The following is an 18,329-nucleotide window of genomic DNA, read 5'->3' as shown; positions in this document are numbered from 1 at the left end:
GGGCCACAAGCGACATGACCAGTGACGAAAAGGTTCTCGACTACCTCAAGCGCCTGACCGTCGACCTGCGCAGGACCCGGCAGCGGCTGCACGAGGCCGAGGCCGGCGCCCGCGAGCCGATCGCCGTCGTCGGCATGGCCTGCCGCTACCCCGGCGGCGTCAGCTCGCCCGAGGACCTCTGGGAACTGGTCGCGGCCGGCACGGACGCCATCAACCCGCTGCCCACCGACCGTGGCTGGGATCCGGAGCTGTACGACCCGGACCCGGCCCGGCACGGCCGGGTGTACGTCCGCGAGGGCGGCTTCCTGGACGGCGCCGACCGGTTCGACCCCGGCTTCTTCGGCATCAGCGGGCGCGAGGCGCTGGCCATGGACCCCCAGCAGCGGCTGCTGCTGGAGACCTCATGGGAGGCGCTGGAGCGCGCCGGCGTCGACCCGGCCGGGCTCGCCGGCAGCCGCACCGGCGTGTTCGCCGGCGTGATCTACCAGGACTACGCGGCCCGACTGCGCCGCGTACCGCCCGAGTTCGAGGGCTACATCGGCAACGGCAGTGCCGCGAGCGTCGCCTCCGGCCGGGTCGCCTACACCCTCGGCCTGGAGGGCCCCGCCGTCACCGTCGACACCGCCTGTTCGTCGTCGCTGGTCGCCCTGCACCTCGCCTGCCAGTCGCTGCGGCTCGGCGAAAGCACCACAGCGCTGGCGGGCGGCGTCACCGTGATGGCCTCGCCCATGGCCCTCGTCGAGTTCAGCCGGCAGCGCGGCCTCGCCCCCGACGCCCGCTGCAAGGCGTTCGCCGCCGGCGCCGACGGCACCGCCCTCGGCGAGGGCGCCGGCATGCTCGTCCTCCGCCGGCTCTCCGACGCCCGCCGCGACGGCCAGACCGTCCTCGCCGTCATCCGGGGCAGCGCCGTCAACCAGGACGGCGCCAGCAGCGGCCTCACCGCCCCGAGCGGCCCCGCCCAGCAGCGCGTCATCCACGACGCCCTCGCCGCCGCCGAGTTGACGGCGGCGGACGTGGACGCGGTGGAGGCCCACGGCACGGGCACCACACTCGGCGACCCCATCGAAGCGCAGGCGCTGCTCGCGACGTACGGGCAGGACCGGCCCGGCGACCGGCCCGTGCGGGTCGGCTCGGTCAAGTCCAACATCGGCCACGCGCAGGCCGCGGCGGGCGTGGCCGGCGTCATCAAGATGGTGATGGCGCTGCGCAACGGCGTCCTCCCGCGCACCCTGCACGTGGACGAGCCGTCGCCGCACGTCGACTGGTCGGCCGGCGCGCTGACCCTCCTCACCGAACCCGCGCCCTGGCCGGCGGCGGACGGACGGCCCCGGCGGGCCGGTGTCTCGTCCTTCGGCGTCAGCGGTACGAACGCGCACGTGGTGCTGGAAGAGGCCCCGGAGGAGACCGCGACGGCCGAGGACACCGGGACGGCCCCCGACACCGAGGCGGCACCGCCGTCCGTCGTGTCGGCGGTGCCCTGGGCGCTGTCCGCCAAGACCCCGGAAGCTCTGCGCGAGCAGGCCGCGCGCCTCCTCGCCCACCTCGACGCACACCCTGAGGAGACCGCCGCCGACATCGGCGCGGCCCTCGCCCGGGGCCGCTCGCTCTTCGAGCACCGGGCGGTGGCCGTGGGCACCGGACGCGATGAACTCCGCTCCACCGTGGCGGCGTTGGCGGCCGGCGAGCCCGACGCGGCGGCGCCGGAACGGGCGGTGCGAGGCACGGTGCGCGGCGCGTCCAGGGTCGCCTTCCTGTTCCCCGGCGGCGAGAGCGGTGCCGGGGGAGCGGTACGCCGACTGCTGGACGAGTCCCCGGTGTTCGCCCGGCACCTGAAGGAGTGTGCCGGCGCGCTCGCCACCGCCACGGGCCGGCCCGAGGCGGACGTCCTGCGGGACCTCACCGAGGCGATCAGCGCGCCCGCGCCGGCTCGGGGGACGGCCGGGGGAGGCGCGGGTGCCCCGGTGACGGGAGCCGGCGGTGACCGGCTGTCCGGTGTGCCCGGCCGGACCGGAGCGCCCGTCACGTCCGACGGCCCGGGCGGGCCGGGCGCCGTCACCGGTGGCGGCGGGGCGCCGGACGCATCGGGCACGGCCACGACGCCCGGTACGGGTGGGCATGCCGGGGAAGGGCACGCGCCCGGCGGGCCCGACGCCACCGGTGCCGCCCGGGTCCGCGCCGCCCGGTGGGCCGTCGCGGTGTCGCTCGCCGCGCTGTGGCGGCACCACGGTGTCCGCCCGTCGGCCGTCGTCGGCGACGGCGTCGGCGAGATCGCCGCCGCCTGTGTCGCGGGCGTCCTGTCCTTGGCGGACGGCGCCCGGGTGGTGACCGGCCACGGCGCGGACGCCGTGACGCCCCGCCCGGCGGAGGTGCCGTTCCGCACGGCGGCCGGGGAGACGTCCTGGCGGCCCGGCGCCGGCCGCGCCGAGCACGGACTCGCCGACGCCGTGCGGGAGTCGGCGGGACGCGGCCGGACCGCCTTCGTGGTGATCGGCGGCCCGGCCGACGCCCTCGCCGAGGCCGCCGGCCCGGACTCGTTCGCCGTCCCCGCGCTGAGCGAGGACGGCGGCGCCCGGGGGCTGCTGGCCGCCCTCGCCGCCGTGCACGTCCGCGCTGCCGCCGTGGACTTGTCGGCAGCCCTGCCGGCCACCGGCCTCCGCCGCGTCGACCTGCCGACCTACCCGTTCCGGCGCCGCCGCTACTGGCTGGACGACGCCCCGGCCGCGGACGACGTCGCCTCCGCCGGGCTCGGTCCCGTCGACCACCCGCTGCTGAGCGCGGCCGTCGAACTGCCCGACGGCGCGGGGACGCTGTACTCCGGGCGGCTGTCACCGCGCACCCACCCCTGGCTCGCCGACCACACCGTCCTCGGCCGGACCCTGCTGCCCGGGACGGCCTTCCTCGAACTCGCCCTGTGGGCCGCCGACCACACCGGTTGCGCACTGGTCGAGGAACTGACCCTGCACGCACCGCTCGCCGTCCAGGACGCGGGCGTCCGCCTCCGGCTGGCCGTCACCGCCCCCGACGCGTCCGGCCGCCGCCGGCTCACCCTCGACGCGCGCCCCGAGGAGGGCGGCTGGACCCGGCACGCGAGCGGCACCCTGGCCGAGGGCGCGCCGCGAGTCGCGTACGACCTGATGAGCAGGCCGCCGGAAGGCGCCCGGGAAGCGGACGTCACCGCCTTCTACGAGCGCGCGACCGCCCGCGGCTACGCCTACGGTCCCGCCTTCCGCGGCCTGCGGGCCCTCCACCACCTCGGCGACGAGGTCCACGCCGAGGCCGCCCTCGACCACGACCGGCAGGCCGAGGCCGCCCGGTACCGCCTCCACCCCGCCCTCGCCGACGCCGCCCTCCAGGCCCTCGGCGTCCTCGCGGAGAAGGACGGCGGCGCGCCCCGGCTCCCCTTCGCCTGGCGGAACGTCGCCGTACACACCCCGGGCGCCGGCGCACTGCGCGTCCGCCTCACCCGCACCGGCCCGGACACCGTCACCCTGCACCTCGCGGACCCGGCCGGCGCCCCCGTCGCCTCGGCGGGCACCGTGATCCTCCGGACCGTCCGCGACGGGCGGCCCGGAGCGGTGGACGGCCCCTGGGCGGGCGAGCGGGACGGGCACAGCACGAGGGGCGAGTGGGACGGGAAGGGCACGAGGGGCGAGCGGGACGCGGAGTGCACTCCGGCGGCTCTGTACCGCGTGGAATGGACCCCCGCACCCGCCCCCACCGTTCCCGACTGGAACGCCCCGGCGGCTGCCCCCGCTGCCGCCGCCGACGGGTACGGACCCGCCACGTCCGCCCCGGCGTCCACGCCGGTCGGCCAGGGCACGCCGGCCACCGCTGCCTCCGCATCCGTGGGGGCTGCCGAGGGGGACGCTCCCACCGCGTCCGTCGCCACCCACCGGGCCAGTGGCCGCGAGCAGGGCGCTGCCGCCGCCGACGGGCACGGACCCGCCACGTCCGCCCCGGCGTCCACGCCGGTTCAGGACACGCCCGCCACCCCCGCTGCCGTCGGGCCTGGCACCCCCGACGCCCCCGTACCCTCCGCTTCCGGTCAGGGTTCCCAAGCCACCGGAGCCTCCGTCGTCCTCGTCGGTGCCAGCGGCCCCGAAGGCGCGCCGGCGGCCGGCCTGACCGGAGCCCCCGTCCACCCGGACCTCGCCTCCCTCGCCGCGGCCATCGACGCGGGAAAGCCCGTGCCCCGGGCGGTGGTTCACGCGCTCTCCCCGTCCGCCACCGGCGCCACCGGCCCGGAGGCCACGCGTGCGGCCGCCCGGGCCGCCCTGGAGCTCGCCCGGTCCTGGTCGGCGGAGCCCCGCTTCGCCGGCGCGACCCTCGTCGTCGTCACGCGCGGGGCCCAGGCCGTCCGTCCCGACGAGGACGTTCCGGACCCGGCCGCCGCCGCGGCACTCGGGCTGCTGCGGACGGCCCAGGCCGAGCGCCCGGGCCGGATCGTGCTGCTCGACACCGACGCGCCTGTGAACGAGCACCTGCTCACGGCCGTCCTGGACAGCGGCGAGCCGCAGGCGGCCGTGCGGGAGGGGACGATCCTGATCCCGCGCCTGGCGCGAACCGCCATGGAGGCGGACACTCACCCCGGCGCCACCCGTGCCCCCGACCCGCGCGGCACCGTGCTCGTCACCGGCGGCACGGGCGCCCTCGGCGGCGAGCTCGCCCGGCACCTGGCCCGTGCCGGAGCGCGCAGGCTGCTGCTCGTCGCCCGCAGGGGCCAGGACGCCCCCGGGGCGGCGGAGTTGACGGCGGAGCTGGCCGAACTGGGTGCCGAGGCCACAGTCGCCGCCTGCGACGTCTCCGACCGCGCCGCGCTCGCCGCGCTGCTCGCCGGCGTACCGGGGGAGCACCCGCTGACGGCCGTGTACCACGTGGCGGGCGTCACCGACGACGGAGTCCTGGACGCGCAGACGCCCGAGCGCCTCGACGCCGTCCTCCGCCCCAAGGCGGACGCCGCCTGGCACCTCCACGAACTGACCCGGGACCACGACCTGGCGGCGTTCGTGCTGTTCTCCTCGGCCGCCGGCACCTTCGGCTCCGCCGGGCAGGGCGGCTACGCCGCGGCGAACGCCTGCCTGGACGCCCTCGCCCGCCACCGCCGCGCGCGCGGCCTGCCCGCGCAGTCGCTGGCCTGGGGACTGTGGGCCCGGAGCAGTGCGCTCACCGACGCGCTCGACGCGACCGGCAGGGCACGGCTCGGCCGGTCGGACGTCCTGCCCCTGGCGACGGACGACGCCCTCGCGCTTCTCGACGCCGCCGGCGCGCACGGGGACCCGGTCCTGCTGCCGCTCCGGCTCGACCCCGCCCGGCCGGCGGAGCAAGGGGAGCTCCCGGCGCTCCTCCGGGCACCGGCCGACGGCGCGTCACACGACCGGCGTCCGCGGCCGGACAATCTGCACGGCGCCCGGACGGCAGGTGCCGCCGTGGAACCGGCGGCCGGCCGGCAGACCGCCGCGCCCACCTCGCCCGGCCACCGCTACGCCGCCCTCCCGGAGCCCGAGCGCCGGCGGGCCCTGCTCGGGCTGGTCCGGACGCACGCCGCGGCCGTGCTCGGCGAGGCCACCCCCGCCGACATCGCACCCGACCGCGGCTTCGTCGACCTCGGCCTGGACTCCCTGGCGGACCTCGAACTCCGCGACCGGCTGCACGAGGCCACCGGGCTGCCCCTGCCCACCACCCTGATCTTCGACTACCCGACGGCGGCCGTCCTCGCGGACCACCTCTGCGCCGAGTTCACCGCCACCGCGCCCACCGGCGACACGGACCCGGCCGACGCGGACACGGCCGACGCGGGGCCGGTCGCCGAGGAACTCGACCGGCTGGAGGCCGCCCTGGCCCCCTACGCCGCCGACGACGGGACCAGGGAACTCGTGGCCCGCCGCCTGAAGGACCTGCTGTCCCGCTGGGGCGCGGACCCGGCCGCCCCGGGAGGCGGACCCGAGCACGGCTCCGGCGGCCCCGGCGCGGACACCGGCCGGGAAGCCCGCCCACACGACGACTTCGCCTCCGCCACCGACGACGAGCTCTTCGAAGCGCTACGAGAGCTGCGCACCGCAGAACGCGGCTGACCACCGAACCGCACACCCCCCGAGGAGCTGGCTCGAAGTGAGCAACGAAGAGAAGCTGCGCGAACACCTGCGGTGGGCGACCGCCGAACTCAAGGAGTCCCGTCGCCGCGTCAAGGAGCTGGAGGACGGCGGCCACGAGCCGATCGCCATCGTCGGCATGAGCTGCCGGCTGCCCGGCGGCGTCAACTCGCCCGAGGACCTGTGGCAGTTGGTGGTCAAGGGCGGCGACGCCATCGGCGCGCCGCCCGCCGACCGGGGCTGGCGCATCGACGACCTCTACGACCCCGACCCCGAGTCCGGCCGCACGGGCACCACCTACGTCCGCGAGGGCGGCTTCATCGAGGGCGCCGACGGCTTCGACCCGGCCTTCTTCGGCATCAGCCCCCGCGAGGCCCTGGCCATGGACCCCCAGCAGCGGCTGCTGCTCGAAGCCGCCTGGGAGGCCGTCGAACGCGCGGGGGTGGACCCGCGCCGCCTGCGCGGCGAACGCGTCGGCGTCTACGCCGGGCTCATGTACCACGAGTACGGCAACCGCGGCATCGAGGTGCCGGAAGCCGTCGCGGGCTTCCTCGGCGCCGGCACGTCCGGCAGCGTCGCCTCCGGCCGGATCGCCTACACGTTCGGCTTCGAGGGCCCGGCCGTCACCGTCGACACGGCCTGCTCCTCGTCCCTCGTCACCCTCCACCTCGCCGCGCAGGCGCTGCGCCGCGGCGACTGCACGCTCGCCCTGGCCGGCGGCGTGACCGTGATGGTCACCCCCAACACCTTCGTCGAGTTCAGCCGGCAGCGCGGACTGGCCCCCGACGGCCGGTGCAAGTCCTTCGCGGCCGGCGCCGACGGCACCGCGTGGGGCGAGGGCGTCGCCATGCTGCTGGTCGAGCGGCTGTCCGACGCGCGCCGCAACGGCCACCGGGTCCTCGCCGTCCTGCGCGGCTCCGCCGTCAACCAGGACGGCGCCAGCAGCGCCCTCGCCGCCCCCAACGGCCCCGCCCAGCAGCGTGTCATCCGCCGCGCCCTGGAGGACGCCGGACTCACCCCGGCCGACGTGGACGCGGTGGAGGCCCACGGGACGGGCACCAAGCTCGGCGACCCGATCGAGGCCCAGGCACTCCTCGCGACGTACGGCAAGGGCCGCCCGATGGACCGGCCGCTGTGGCTGGGTTCGCTGAAGTCCAACATCGGCCACACCCAGGCCGCGGCGGGAGCCGCCGGTGTCATCAAGACCGTCATGGCCCTCCGCAACGGCGTCCTGCCCCAGACCCTGCACGCCGAGGAACGGACACCGCACGTCGACTGGTCGTCCGGCGCCGTCGAGCTGCTCACCGAACGCCGCGACTGGCCCGAGACCGGCCGCCCCCGCCGGGCCGCCGTCTCCTCCTTCGGCGTCAGCGGCACCAACGCGCACGTGATCCTGGAGCAGGCGCCGGAGGAGGAGCCCGCCACAGCTCCCGAGAGCGATACGGGCGTCCTGCCGTGGGTGGTCTCCGCCCGTTCGCCGCAGGCCCTGCGGGCGCAGGCCGCGCGGCTGTCCGAGGCCGTCGAGGGCGCGGATGCGGGGCGGGTGGGGTGGTCGTTGGCGTCGGGGCGGTCGTCGTTCGAGCACCGGGCGGTGATCGTCGGGGATGGCGTCGGCGAACTGCGCGACGGGCTGCGGACCTTGGAGGATGGTGAGTTCGCCTCCGGTGTGGTGTGCGGGGTGGCCTCCGGTGAGGCGGACGGTCCGGTGTTCGTGTTTCCGGGGCAGGGCTCGCAGTGGGTCGGTATGGCCGTCGAACTGCTGGGCTCCAGTGAGGTGTTCGCCGGTCATCTGGCGGACTGTGAGCGGGCGTTGGCGCCGTTCGTGGACTGGTCCCTGGTGGACGTGTTGCGCGGTGCGGAGGGTGCGCCCGGGCTCGACCGGGTGGACGTGGTGCAGCCGGCCCTGTGGGCGGTGATGGTGTCGCTGGCCGGGCTGTGGCGGTCCGTCGGTGTCGAGCCCGCTGCCGTGGTGGGTCACTCGCAGGGCGAGATCGCCGCCGCCTGCGTCGCGGGCGGCCTGTCGCTGGAGGACGGCGCCCGCGTCGTCGCGCTGCGCTCGCGGGCACTGCTGGAGATCGCGGGCGAGGGCGGCATGGTCTCCGTCGCGCTGCCCGCCGCCGACACCGAGGCGCTGCTGGCGGAGTGGAGCGGACGCATCTCCGTCGCCGCGCTGAACGGCCCCCGCTCCACGGTGGTGTCGGGCGAGGCCGGCGCCCTGGACGAGCTGCTGGCGCACTGCGAGGCCCGGGACATCCGGGCGCGGCGGGTGCCGGTGGACTACGCCTCGCACTCGGCGCACGTCGAGCGCATCCGGGAGCGGATCCACCAGGAGCTCGCGGACATCCGCCCCCGCTCCGGATCGGTCCCCTTCCACTCCACGCTGACGGGTGAGGTCTTCGACACGGCCGGCCTGGACGCGGACTACTGGTACCGCAACCTGCGCAGCACCGTCCGCTTCCAGACGGTGGTCGACAGCCTGCTGTCCGCCGGACACCGGGCGTTCGTCGAGTGCAGCGCCCACCCCGTCCTGACCGTCGGCGTCGAAGAGACCGCGCAGGACGCGGACGTCCCGGCCGTCGTCGTCGGCTCGCTCCGCCGCGACGAGGGGGATTGGCGGCGCTTCCTGACCTCCATGGCCGAGGCGTACACCCAGGGCGTCTCCGTCGACTGGGCCACCGTCTTCCCCGCCGGTGCCCGTCACCGCGTCGACCTGCCTACCTACGCCTTCCAACGCGAGCGCTACTGGCTGGAGGGAGACGCCGCCACCGGCGACGTCACCGCGGCAGGCCTTCAGGCCACCGGGCATCCGCTGCTCGGCGCGGCCGTGCCGGTGGCCGGCGGGGACGGGCTGCTGCTCACCGGGCGGGTGTCCGTCGCCACCCACCCCTGGCTCGCCGACCACACTGTCTGGGGCACCACCCTCGTCCCGGGGGCCGCGCTCGCCGAACTCGCCGTCCACGCGGGCGATGTGACCGGCGGGAACGTTTTGGAGGAGCTGACCCTTCAAGCGCCGCTCGTCCTGCCCGAGCGCGGCGGTGTGCACGTCCAGTTGTCCGTCGGGGACGCCGACGAGGACGGCCGGCGGGCGCTCGCCCTGCACTCCCGGCCCGAGGGCGCCGCGCCCGACGCCGCCTGGACCGCCCATGCCACCGGCTTCCTGGCCCCGGACACCGGGCCCGCCCCCGACTGGGACCTGACCGCGTGGCCGCCTCCGGGAGCCGCCCCCGTTCCCGTTGACACGCTGTACACGCGCCTGGCCGACCAGGGCCTCGGCTACGGACCGGCCTTCCAGGGGCTGCGGGCTCTCTGGGAGCGCGGCGGCGACCTCTACGCCGAGGTCCGGCTGCCCCGCGAACAGCGGGACTCCGCCGGCGCGTTCGCCCTGCATCCGGCCCTGCTCGACGCGGCCCTGCACCCCGCCGCCGCCCGCTCCGCCGGTGACGTGCGGCTGCCGTTCGCCTGGACCGGCGTCACCGTGCACGCCACCGGCGCCACCGCCCTCCGCGTCCACCTGACGCCCACCGACGACGGCCTGGCGCTCCGCGCGGCCGACGGCTCCGGCGCGCCCGTCGCCTCCGTCGCGTCCCTGGTCAGCCGGACCGTCACCAGGGAGCGACTGGAGTCCGCGCGCACCGCGTGGCACCACGACTCCCTCTTCCATGTCGAATGGGCCGAAAGGAACGAAACCCCCGCCGGTGGAGGCGACACGGACTGGGCGGTCCTGGGGGAGGACGTCCTCGGGCTGGCCGACGGGCACCCCGGCGTGCCCGTCCACGGCGACCTCGCGGCGCTCGCCGCGGCCCCCGCCGTCCCCGGCACCGTCGTCGTCCCCTGCCGCTTCGACACCGGCGGCGCCCCCGCCGACCGGGCCGCCACCGAGGTGACGCACCGGCTCCTCGCCCTCCTCAAGGACTGGCTGGCCGAGGAGCGCTGCGCGTCGTCCCGGCTCGTCCTCGTCACCTCCGGCGCCGTACCGGCCGCTCCCGGGGAGACCGTGCACGACCTCGCGCACGCGGCGGTCTGGGGCATGGTCCGCTCCGCCCGCACCGAGCACCCGGGCCGGTTCGCGCTGCTGGACACCGACGGGCTGCCCGGCTCCCGCCGCGCACTGCCCGCCGCCCTCGCCTCGGACGAACCCGAAGCCGCCCTCCGCGCCGGCCGGATGCTCGTCCCCGCCCTGGCGCGGGCGGCCGCCGGCCGGTCCCTGGAACCCCCGCACGACGCGCCGGACTGGCGGCTGGACGTCACCAGCAAGGGCACCCTGGAGAACCTCGCGCTGGTCCCCGCCCCCGAGGCCGCCGGCCCGCCCGGGCCGGGGCAGGTGCGGATCGCCGTGCGCGCCGCCGGCATGAACTTCCGCGACGTCGTCCTCGGGCTCGGCATGGTCGACCAGGACGTCATGGGCGGCGAGGCCGCGGGCGTCGTCCTGGAGACCGGCCCCGGCGTCACCGAGTTCGCGCCGGGCGACCGGGTGTTCGGGATGGTGCCCGGCGGGTTCGGGCCGCACGCGGTCGTCGACCGGCGGCTGCTCGCCCGGATGCCCGACGACTGGACGTACACCGAGGCGGCCACCGTCCCCATCGCGTTCCTCACCGCCTGGTACGGGCTGGTGGACCTGGCCGCCGTCCGGCCCGGCGAGACGCTGCTCGTGCACGCGGCCACCGGCGGCGTCGGGCTCGCCGCCCTCCAGATCGCCCGGCACCTCGGCGCCGAGGTGTACGCCACCGCGAGTCCCGCCAAGTGGGACACGCTGCGCGCCCTGGGCGTGCCCGAGGAACGCATCGCCTCTTCCCGCGATCTGGACTTCGAGGCGGCGTTCCGGGCGGCCACCGGCGGGCGCGGCGTGGACGTCGTCCTCAACTCCCTGGCCAACGAGTACGTCGACGCGTCGCTGCGGCTCCTCGCCCCCGGCGGGCGGTTCGTCGAGATGGGCAAGACCGACATCCGGGACGCCGCGGTCGCGGAGGCCGCCCACCCGGGCACCACCTACCGGTACTTCGACCTCATCGACGCCGGGCACGAGCGCATCGGCGCGATGATCGGCGAGCTGATGGAACTGTTCCGGCGGGGCGTGCTCCGGCCGCTGCCGGCCGCCACCTGGGACGTCCGCCGGGCCCCCGAGGCGTTCCGGTTCATGAGCCGCGCCCGGCACACCGGCAAGGTCGTCCTCACCATGCCGGACGCCCTCGACCCGGCCGGCACGGTCCTGATCACCGGCGGTACGGGCGTCCTCGGCGGGCTGGTCGCCCGGGACCTCGCCGAACGGCACGGCGTACGGCACCTGTTGCTGCTGGGCCGGCGGGGCGCCGACGCCCCGGGCGCCGCCGGACTGACCGCCGAGCTCGCCGCGCTGGGCTGCGAGGCGGTCTTCGCCGCCTGTGACGCCGCCGACCGGGAGGCGCTGGCCGCCGTGCTCGCGGCCATCCCCGCCGACCGGCCGCTCACGGCCGTCGTCCACGCGGCCGGGGTGCTCGACGACGCCGTCGTCACCGCACTGACGCCGCGTCAGGTGGACGCCGTGCTGCGCCCGAAGGTCCGGGCCGCCTGGAACCTCCACGAGCTCACCCGGGACACCCCGCTCGGCGCGTTCGTCCTCTTCTCCTCGGCCGCCGCCACCCTCGGCGGCCCCGGCCAGGGCAACTACGCCGCCGCCAACGCGTTCCTCGACGCACTCGCCCGGCGGCGGCGGGCCGACGGCCTGCCCGGCCTGTCGGTCGCCTGGGGCCTGTGGGAGACCGCCAGCGGCATGACCGGCCACCTCGACGCCGCCGACCACACCCGCATGCGGCGCTCCGGCGTCACCCCGCTCACCGACGCGGAGGGCCTGGAGCTGTTCGCCGCCGCCCTCGCCGGCGACCGGCCGCTGCCCGTCGCCCTGCGGCTCGACACCGCGGCCCTGCGCGCCGCCGCCGGACCCGGGGGCGTCCCGCCGCTGCTGCGGGCCCTGGCCGGCGCACCCGCCCGGCGGACCGCCGAGTCCGCGCCGGGGGAGTCGCGGGACGCCCTCGGGGCGCGGCTGGCCGCCCTGCCCGCCGCCGAACGCGAGGGCGCCCTGCTGGACCTCGTCCGCGGCCACGCGGCGACCGTCCTCGGCCACGCCTCGGCCGAGGACGTGCACGACCGGCAGCCGTTCAAGGCGCTCGGCTTCGACTCGCTCACCTCCGTCGAGCTGCGCAACCGCCTCAACGCCGCCACCGGCCTGCGGCTCCCGGCCACCCTCGTCTTCGACCACCCGACCCCCGCCGACCTCGCCGCCCACCTGCGGACCCTGCTGCTGCCCGACGACGGAGACGGTCCCGGCGACGGGCCCGGCGGCCCGGGCGGATCCGGCGGGACGGCCGACGACGCCGGCGTGCGGAAGCTGCTGGCGGGCATCCCGGTCGCCCGCCTCCGGGCCGCCGGGCTCCTCGACCCGCTCCTCCGACTGGCCGCCGACGAAAGGGAGTCGCCTCCCGACGGCCCGGCGGAGGACACCGATGAGATCGACACCATGGACGCCGACAGCCTGGTGGACATGGCCCTTGACATGACGGACATCCGATAGCGCCAGGACGGCGGAGAACCACGATGGCTGCAAGTTACGAGAAGGTCCTTGAAGCGCTGCGCGCGTCCGTCAAGGAGGCGACCCGGCTCAAACAGGAGAACCAGCGGCTCGCCGACGCCGCCCGCGAACCCGTCGCGATCGTCGGCATGGCCTGCCGCTTCCCCGGGGACGTACGCTCCCCCGAGGACTTCTGGCGGCTCCTCGCCGACGGCACCGACGCCGTCGGCCCGTTCCCGGAGGACCGCGGCTGGGACACCGACGGGCTGTACGACCCCGACCCCGACCGGGTCGGCAAGAGCTATGTGCGGCACGGGGCGTTCGTCCGTGACGCGGACCGGTTCGACGCCGCGTTCTTCGGCATCAGCCCCCGCGAGGCCGTCGCCATGGACCCCCAGCAGCGGCTGCTGCTGGAGACCACTTGGGAGGCGTTCGAACGGGCCGGCATCGACCCGGAGTCCGTACGCGGCAGCCGCACCGGCGTCTTCGTCGGCACCGCGCCGCTCGGCTACGCCACCGGGGCCCGGCAGGGCTCCGACGGCGCCGAGGGCTACCTGCTGACCGGTACCACCGTCAGCGTCGCCTCCGGCCGGCTCGCCTACACCCTCGGTCTGGAGGGTCCGGCCGTCACCGTCGACACCGCCTGCTCGTCGTCGCTGGTCGCCCTGCACCTCGCCTGCCAGTCGCTGCGGCGCGGCGAGTCCACCCTGGCGCTGGCGGGCGGCATGGCCGTGATGGCCGAGCCGCGCATGTTCGTCGAGTTCAGCCGGCAGCGCGGCCTCGCCCCCGACGGCCGGTGCAAGGCGTTCGCCGCCGGCGCCGACGGGACCGCGTGGGGCGAGGGCGGCGGCGTCCTGCTCCTCGAACGGCTCTCCGACGCCCGCCGCAACGGGCACCCCGTGCTCGCCGTCGTCCGCGGCTCCGCCGTCAACCAGGACGGCGCCTCCAACGGGCTCACCGCCCCCAGTGGCCCCTCCCAGCAGCGCGTCGTCCGCGAGGCCCTCGCCGACGCCGGACTCACCCCCGACCAGGTCGACGCCGTCGAGGCGCACGGCACCGGCACGTCCCTCGGCGACCCCATCGAGGCCCAGGCGCTGCTCGCCACCTACGGGCAGGGGCGACCCGCCGACCGGCCGCTGTGGCTGGGCTCCGTGAAGTCCAACATCGGCCACACCCAGCTCGCCGCCGGCGTGGCCGGCGTCATCAAGACCGTCCTGGCCATGCGCCAGGGCACGCTGCCGCGCACCCTGCACGTGGACGAGCCCACACCGCACGTCGACTGGTCCTCCGGCGCCGTCTCCCTGCTCACCGAGCCGGTCGCCTGGCCGGAGACCGGGCGCCCCCGGCGCGCCGCCGTGTCGTCGTTCGGCATCAGCGGCACCAACGCCCACGTCATCCTTGAACAGGGCGACAGCCACGAAGCGGAAGACCAACTGCCGGACGGTGACGGGCCGTTGCTGTGGGCCGTGTCCGCCCGGGCCCCCGAGGCGCTGCGCGCCCAGGCCGCCCGGCTCGGCGACGCCGTCCGCGCCCACCCCGAGTGGCGCCCCGGCGACCTCGCCCGCGTCCTCGTCCGCTCCCGCGCCGCCCTCGACCACCGCGCCGTCGTCACCGGCACCACCCGCGACGACCTGCTCGCCGGCCTCGACGCGCTGCGCGACGGCGTGTCCGCGCCCCGCCTCGTCCGCGACACCGTCCGCCGGGCGGGCAAGACCGCCTTCCTCTTCACCGGCCAGGGCGCCCAGCGCGCCGGCGCCGGCGCGGAGCTGTACGCCGGCCACCCGGCGTTCGCCCGCGCCCTCGACGCCGCCTGCGAGGCCCTCGGCGACGGGCTCGGCGCCGAGACCCGCGCCCTCCTCCTCGGCACCGGCGACCCGGCTCCGCTCCGGGGCACCCTGTACGCCCAGACCACCCTGTTCGCGCTGGAGACCGCCCTGTTCCGGCTCCTGGAGTCGTGGGAGCTGCGGCCGGACGCCGTCCTCGGGCACTCCGTCGGCGAGTTGGCCGCCGCACACGCCGCCGGGGTGCTCTCCCTGGACGACGCGGCCGCCGTCGTCGCCGCCCGCGGCCGGCTGATGGCCCGACTGCCGTTCGGCGGAGCCATGGTGGCCGTCCAGGCCGACGAGGACGAGGTACTGCCGCTGCTGGCGGGCCGCACCCACCTCGCGGCCGTCGCCGCCGTCAACGGCCCCCGGGCCGTCGTGGTCTCCGGCGACGAGGACACCGTCCGCGAGATCGGCGAGCGGTTCGCCGCCGAGGGCCGCCGCACCAAGCGCCTCGACGTCAGCCACGCCTTCCACTCGCCGCGCATGGACGGCATGCTGGACGACTTCCGCGCCGTCCTCGACCGCGTCACCCTCCACGCGCCCGCCCTGCCGGTCGTCTCCGACCTCACCGGCCGCCCCCTCACCGCCGACGAGGCCCGCGACCCGGCGTACTGGGTGCGGCACGTCCGCGAGACCATCCGGTTCCGGGACGGCGTGCGCCGCCTCCTCGCCCAGGGCGTGCGCACCTGCCTCGAACTCGGCCCCGCCGGCGTGCTGTCCGCCCTCGCCCAGGACACCGCCGCCGAGGACGGCGGCGACCTCACGGCCGTCCCCCTGCTGCGCCCGGACCGGCCCGAACCCGAGACCGTCCGCACGGCACTGGCCCACGCCTGGGCGCGCGGCGCCCGCACCGGGCTCGCCGCCGCCCTGCCCGCCGGACCCACCCCGCACCTGGACCTGCCCACCTACGCCTTCCAGGGCAAACGCCACTGGCTGCGGCCCGCCGACGCCGGCGACGGCACGGCAGGGCCCGCCGCGCTCGGCCTCGACGCCGCCGGACACCCACTGCTCACCGCCGCCCTCCGGCCCGCCGACGACGACCGGCTCGTCCTCACCGGCCGCATCTCCTCCCGCAGCCACCCCTGGATCGCCGACCACGTCGTCCTCGGCACGGTCATCGTCCCCGGCACCGCCTACCTCGACCTCGTCCTCGCCGCCGGCCGCCGCGTCGACTGCGGCACGGTCGAGGAACTCGACCAGGAGGCGCCGCTGATCCTCACCGGCACCCGCCCGGCCGACGTCCAGCTCACCGTCGGCGCCCCCGACGCCGACGGCCGCCGCACGGTCACCGTCCACTCGCGGCCCGACGGCGGTGCCGAATGGACCCGGCACGCCCACGGCACCCTCGCGCCCGGCACCCCGGCGCCCGCCCGCGACCTGGGCGGCGACTGGCTCCCGGCCGACGCCACCCCCGTCGACCTCGCCGACTTCTACCCGTCGGTCGTCGCCGACGGCTTCGCCTACGGACCGTCCTTCCGCGGCCTCCGCGCGCTCTGGCGGTCAGGCGACGAGGTGTTCGGCGAGGTCGGGCTGCCCGACGCGGCCCGGTCCGACGCGGCCGGGTACGGGGTGCACCCGGCACTGCTGGACGCGGCCCTGCACGCCGGGCTCGTCGGCAACACCGGCGACACCGTCCGGCTGCCCTTCTGCTGGAACCGCGTCGCCCTGCACACCACCGGCGCCACGGCCCTCCGCGTCCACCTCGCCCCCGCCGGACCGGACGCCATGCGGCTGACCGTCGCCGCCGCCGACGGCACGCCCGTCCTCACCGCCGACTCCCTCCAGGCCCGCCCGGTCTCCCTCGGCCAACTCCGCGCCGCCCGCCGGGACGACGCCCTCCACGAACTCCGCTGGACCACCGCCCCCGCCGGGAACCCCGAGACCCGCACCCGCACCTGGACGGTACTCGGCGACGGCCTGCCGGGCGTGGAGGCGGCCCTGCCCGCGGGCGACCGGCTGGAGACCGGCCTGACCGCGTCTGACGCGTCCGTGCCCGATCAGGCGTCCGTGCCTGAGGCGCCTGCGTCTGACGCGTCCGTGCCCGACCACGCGTCCCTGCCCGACGCGCCTGCGCCTTACGCGCCCGTGCCCGACCACGCATCCGTCCCCGACACGCCTGCGCCTGACATGTCCGTCCCCGCCGCGCCCGCGCCCGACGTGGCGCTGACGGCCGTCGCCCCCGGCCGGCCGGTGGGGGAGACCGTCGCCGAGGCGCTGACGCTGCTCCAACGGTGGCTCGGGGACGAACGCACCTCCTCGTCCGTCCTCGCCGTCCTGACGCGCGGAGCTGTGGCCACCGGCCCGGACGAGGCCGTCCCGCATCCGGAACTCGCCGCCGTCTGGGGATTGGTAAGCGCCGCGCAGGCCGAGAACCCCGGCCGGTTCGTCCTCGCCGACCTGCCGCCGGACGCCGACGTGAGCCCCGAGCTGCTCCGGGCGCTCCTCTCGGGCGAGCCCCGACTGGCTCTCCGTGACGGCGCCGTACGCGTCCCCCGGCTCGCCCCGGCCCGGCTCCCGGCCGACGCCGCGCCCACCGCCCTCGACCCCGACGGCACCGTCCTCGTCACCGGCGGCACCGGCGCCCTGGGCGCCCTCGTCGCCCGGCACCTCGTCGAACGGCACGGCGTCCGGCACCTGTTGCTGCTCGGCCGGAAGGGGCCGGCCGCCGAGGGAGCGAAGGAGCTCGTCACCGACCTGGAGGCGCGCGGCGCCCGGGTGGACGTCCGGGCCTGCGACGTCTCCGACCGTACGGCCCTGGCCGCCGCGCTGGACACCGTGCCCGACGCCCACCCGCTGACCGCCGTCGTCCACGCGGCCGGCGTGGTGGACGACGCCGTCGTCCCGGCCCTCACCGCCGAGCGCGCGGCCGCCGTCCTCGCCCCCAAGGCCGACGCCGCCCGTCACCTGCACGAGCTCACCCGCGAACGGCCGTTGGCCGCGTTCGTGCTGTTCTCCTCCGCCACCGCCACCCTCGGCGGCGCCGGGCAGGGGAGTTACGCGGCGGCCAACGCCTACCTCGACGCCCTCGCCGGGCACCGCGCCGCCGCCGGACTGCCCGCCCTCTCCCTGGCCTGGGGGCCGTGGGAGGGCACCGGCGGCATGGCCGACGCGCTCGACGAGGCCGGCCGGCGGCGGATGCGCCGCTCCGGTGTGCTGCCGCTCTCCGCCGACGAGGGCCTGACCCTGTTCGACGCCGCCCTCGGCGCCGACCGCGCGGTCCTGCTGCCCGTCAAGCTGGAGATGGCCGCCCTGCGCGCCGCCTCCGACCGGCTGCCGCCCCTCTTCCACGGGCTCGTACCGCCGCCGGCCCAGGCCGTCGGGGGTGCCGGCCCGGACGCCGCCGAGGACCTGCGGCAGCGCCTCGCCGGACTCGACACCGCCGGGCGCGACCGCGTCCTGCTCGACCTCGTCCGCGCCCAGGCCGCCCAGGTGCTCGGCCACGCCGGCGCCGCGGCCGTCGCCCCGGACCAGCCGTTCGAGGAGCTCGGCTTCGACTCGCTGACCGCCGTCGAACTCCGCAACCGGCTCACCACCGCCACCGGCACCCGGCTGTCCGCCACCCTCGTCTTCGACTACCCGACGGCCACCGCCCTGGCCCGTCACCTCCGCGAGGCGCTGCCGGACGGGGACGCGCCCGCCGCCCGGTCCGTCCTCGACGACCTCGACCGACTGGAGGCCGCGCTCGCCGCGCTGCCGCCGGACGACCCCGACCGGGTCCGGGCCGCCACCCGGCTGCGGGCCGTCGCCGCCCGCTGGGACGGCGACCGGCCGGCCCCGGCGGACGACGAACCGGCGTTCGGCGCCGACCTCTCCGCCGCCGACGACGACGAGGTCTTCGACTACATCGAGAAGGAACTCGGAATCTCCTGACCG

General features: G+C 77.3%; 3 protein-coding genes. All 3 read left to right on the top strand.

Annotated elements, in window-relative coordinates; translation table 11 throughout:
* Positions 1-14 precede the first annotated feature (14 nt).
* Genes ACZ6X9_RS23490 through ACZ6X9_RS23480 form a run of 3 tightly spaced genes read left to right on the top strand, consistent with a single transcriptional unit; the run spans position 15 to position 18,326 of the window.
* The gene (locus ACZ6X9_RS23490; protein WP_469779956.1) at positions 15-6,071 is read left to right on the top strand and encodes a type I polyketide synthase; all 6,057 of its coding nucleotides are present in this window, start codon (positions 15-17) and stop codon (positions 6,069-6,071) included.
* A gap of 37 nt (positions 6,072-6,108) precedes the next feature.
* Positions 6,109-12,633, top strand: a complete 6,525-nt coding sequence (locus ACZ6X9_RS23485) for an SDR family NAD(P)-dependent oxidoreductase (protein ID WP_469779955.1) — start codon at positions 6,109-6,111, stop codon at positions 12,631-12,633.
* Positions 12,630-18,326 carry a type I polyketide synthase gene (locus ACZ6X9_RS23480; protein ID WP_469780066.1) on the top strand — a complete coding sequence of 1,899 codons (5,697 nt, stop codon included), beginning with the start codon at positions 12,630-12,632 and terminating at the stop codon, positions 18,324-18,326. The genes ACZ6X9_RS23485 and ACZ6X9_RS23480 overlap by 4 nt, the downstream gene beginning before the upstream one ends.
* Positions 18,327-18,329 lie beyond the last annotated feature (3 nt).

The sequence above is a fragment of the Streptomyces sp. NPDC052910 genome, from assembly GCF_055585605.1.
This window is presented reverse-complemented; position numbering and strand designations above follow the sequence as displayed.

Excerpts from the sequence above, each read along its gene's own strand:
- ACZ6X9_RS23490 (WP_469779956.1), top strand. The coding sequence starts at position 15 with ATGACCAGTGACGAAAAGGTTCTCGACTACCTCAAGCGCCTGACCGTC.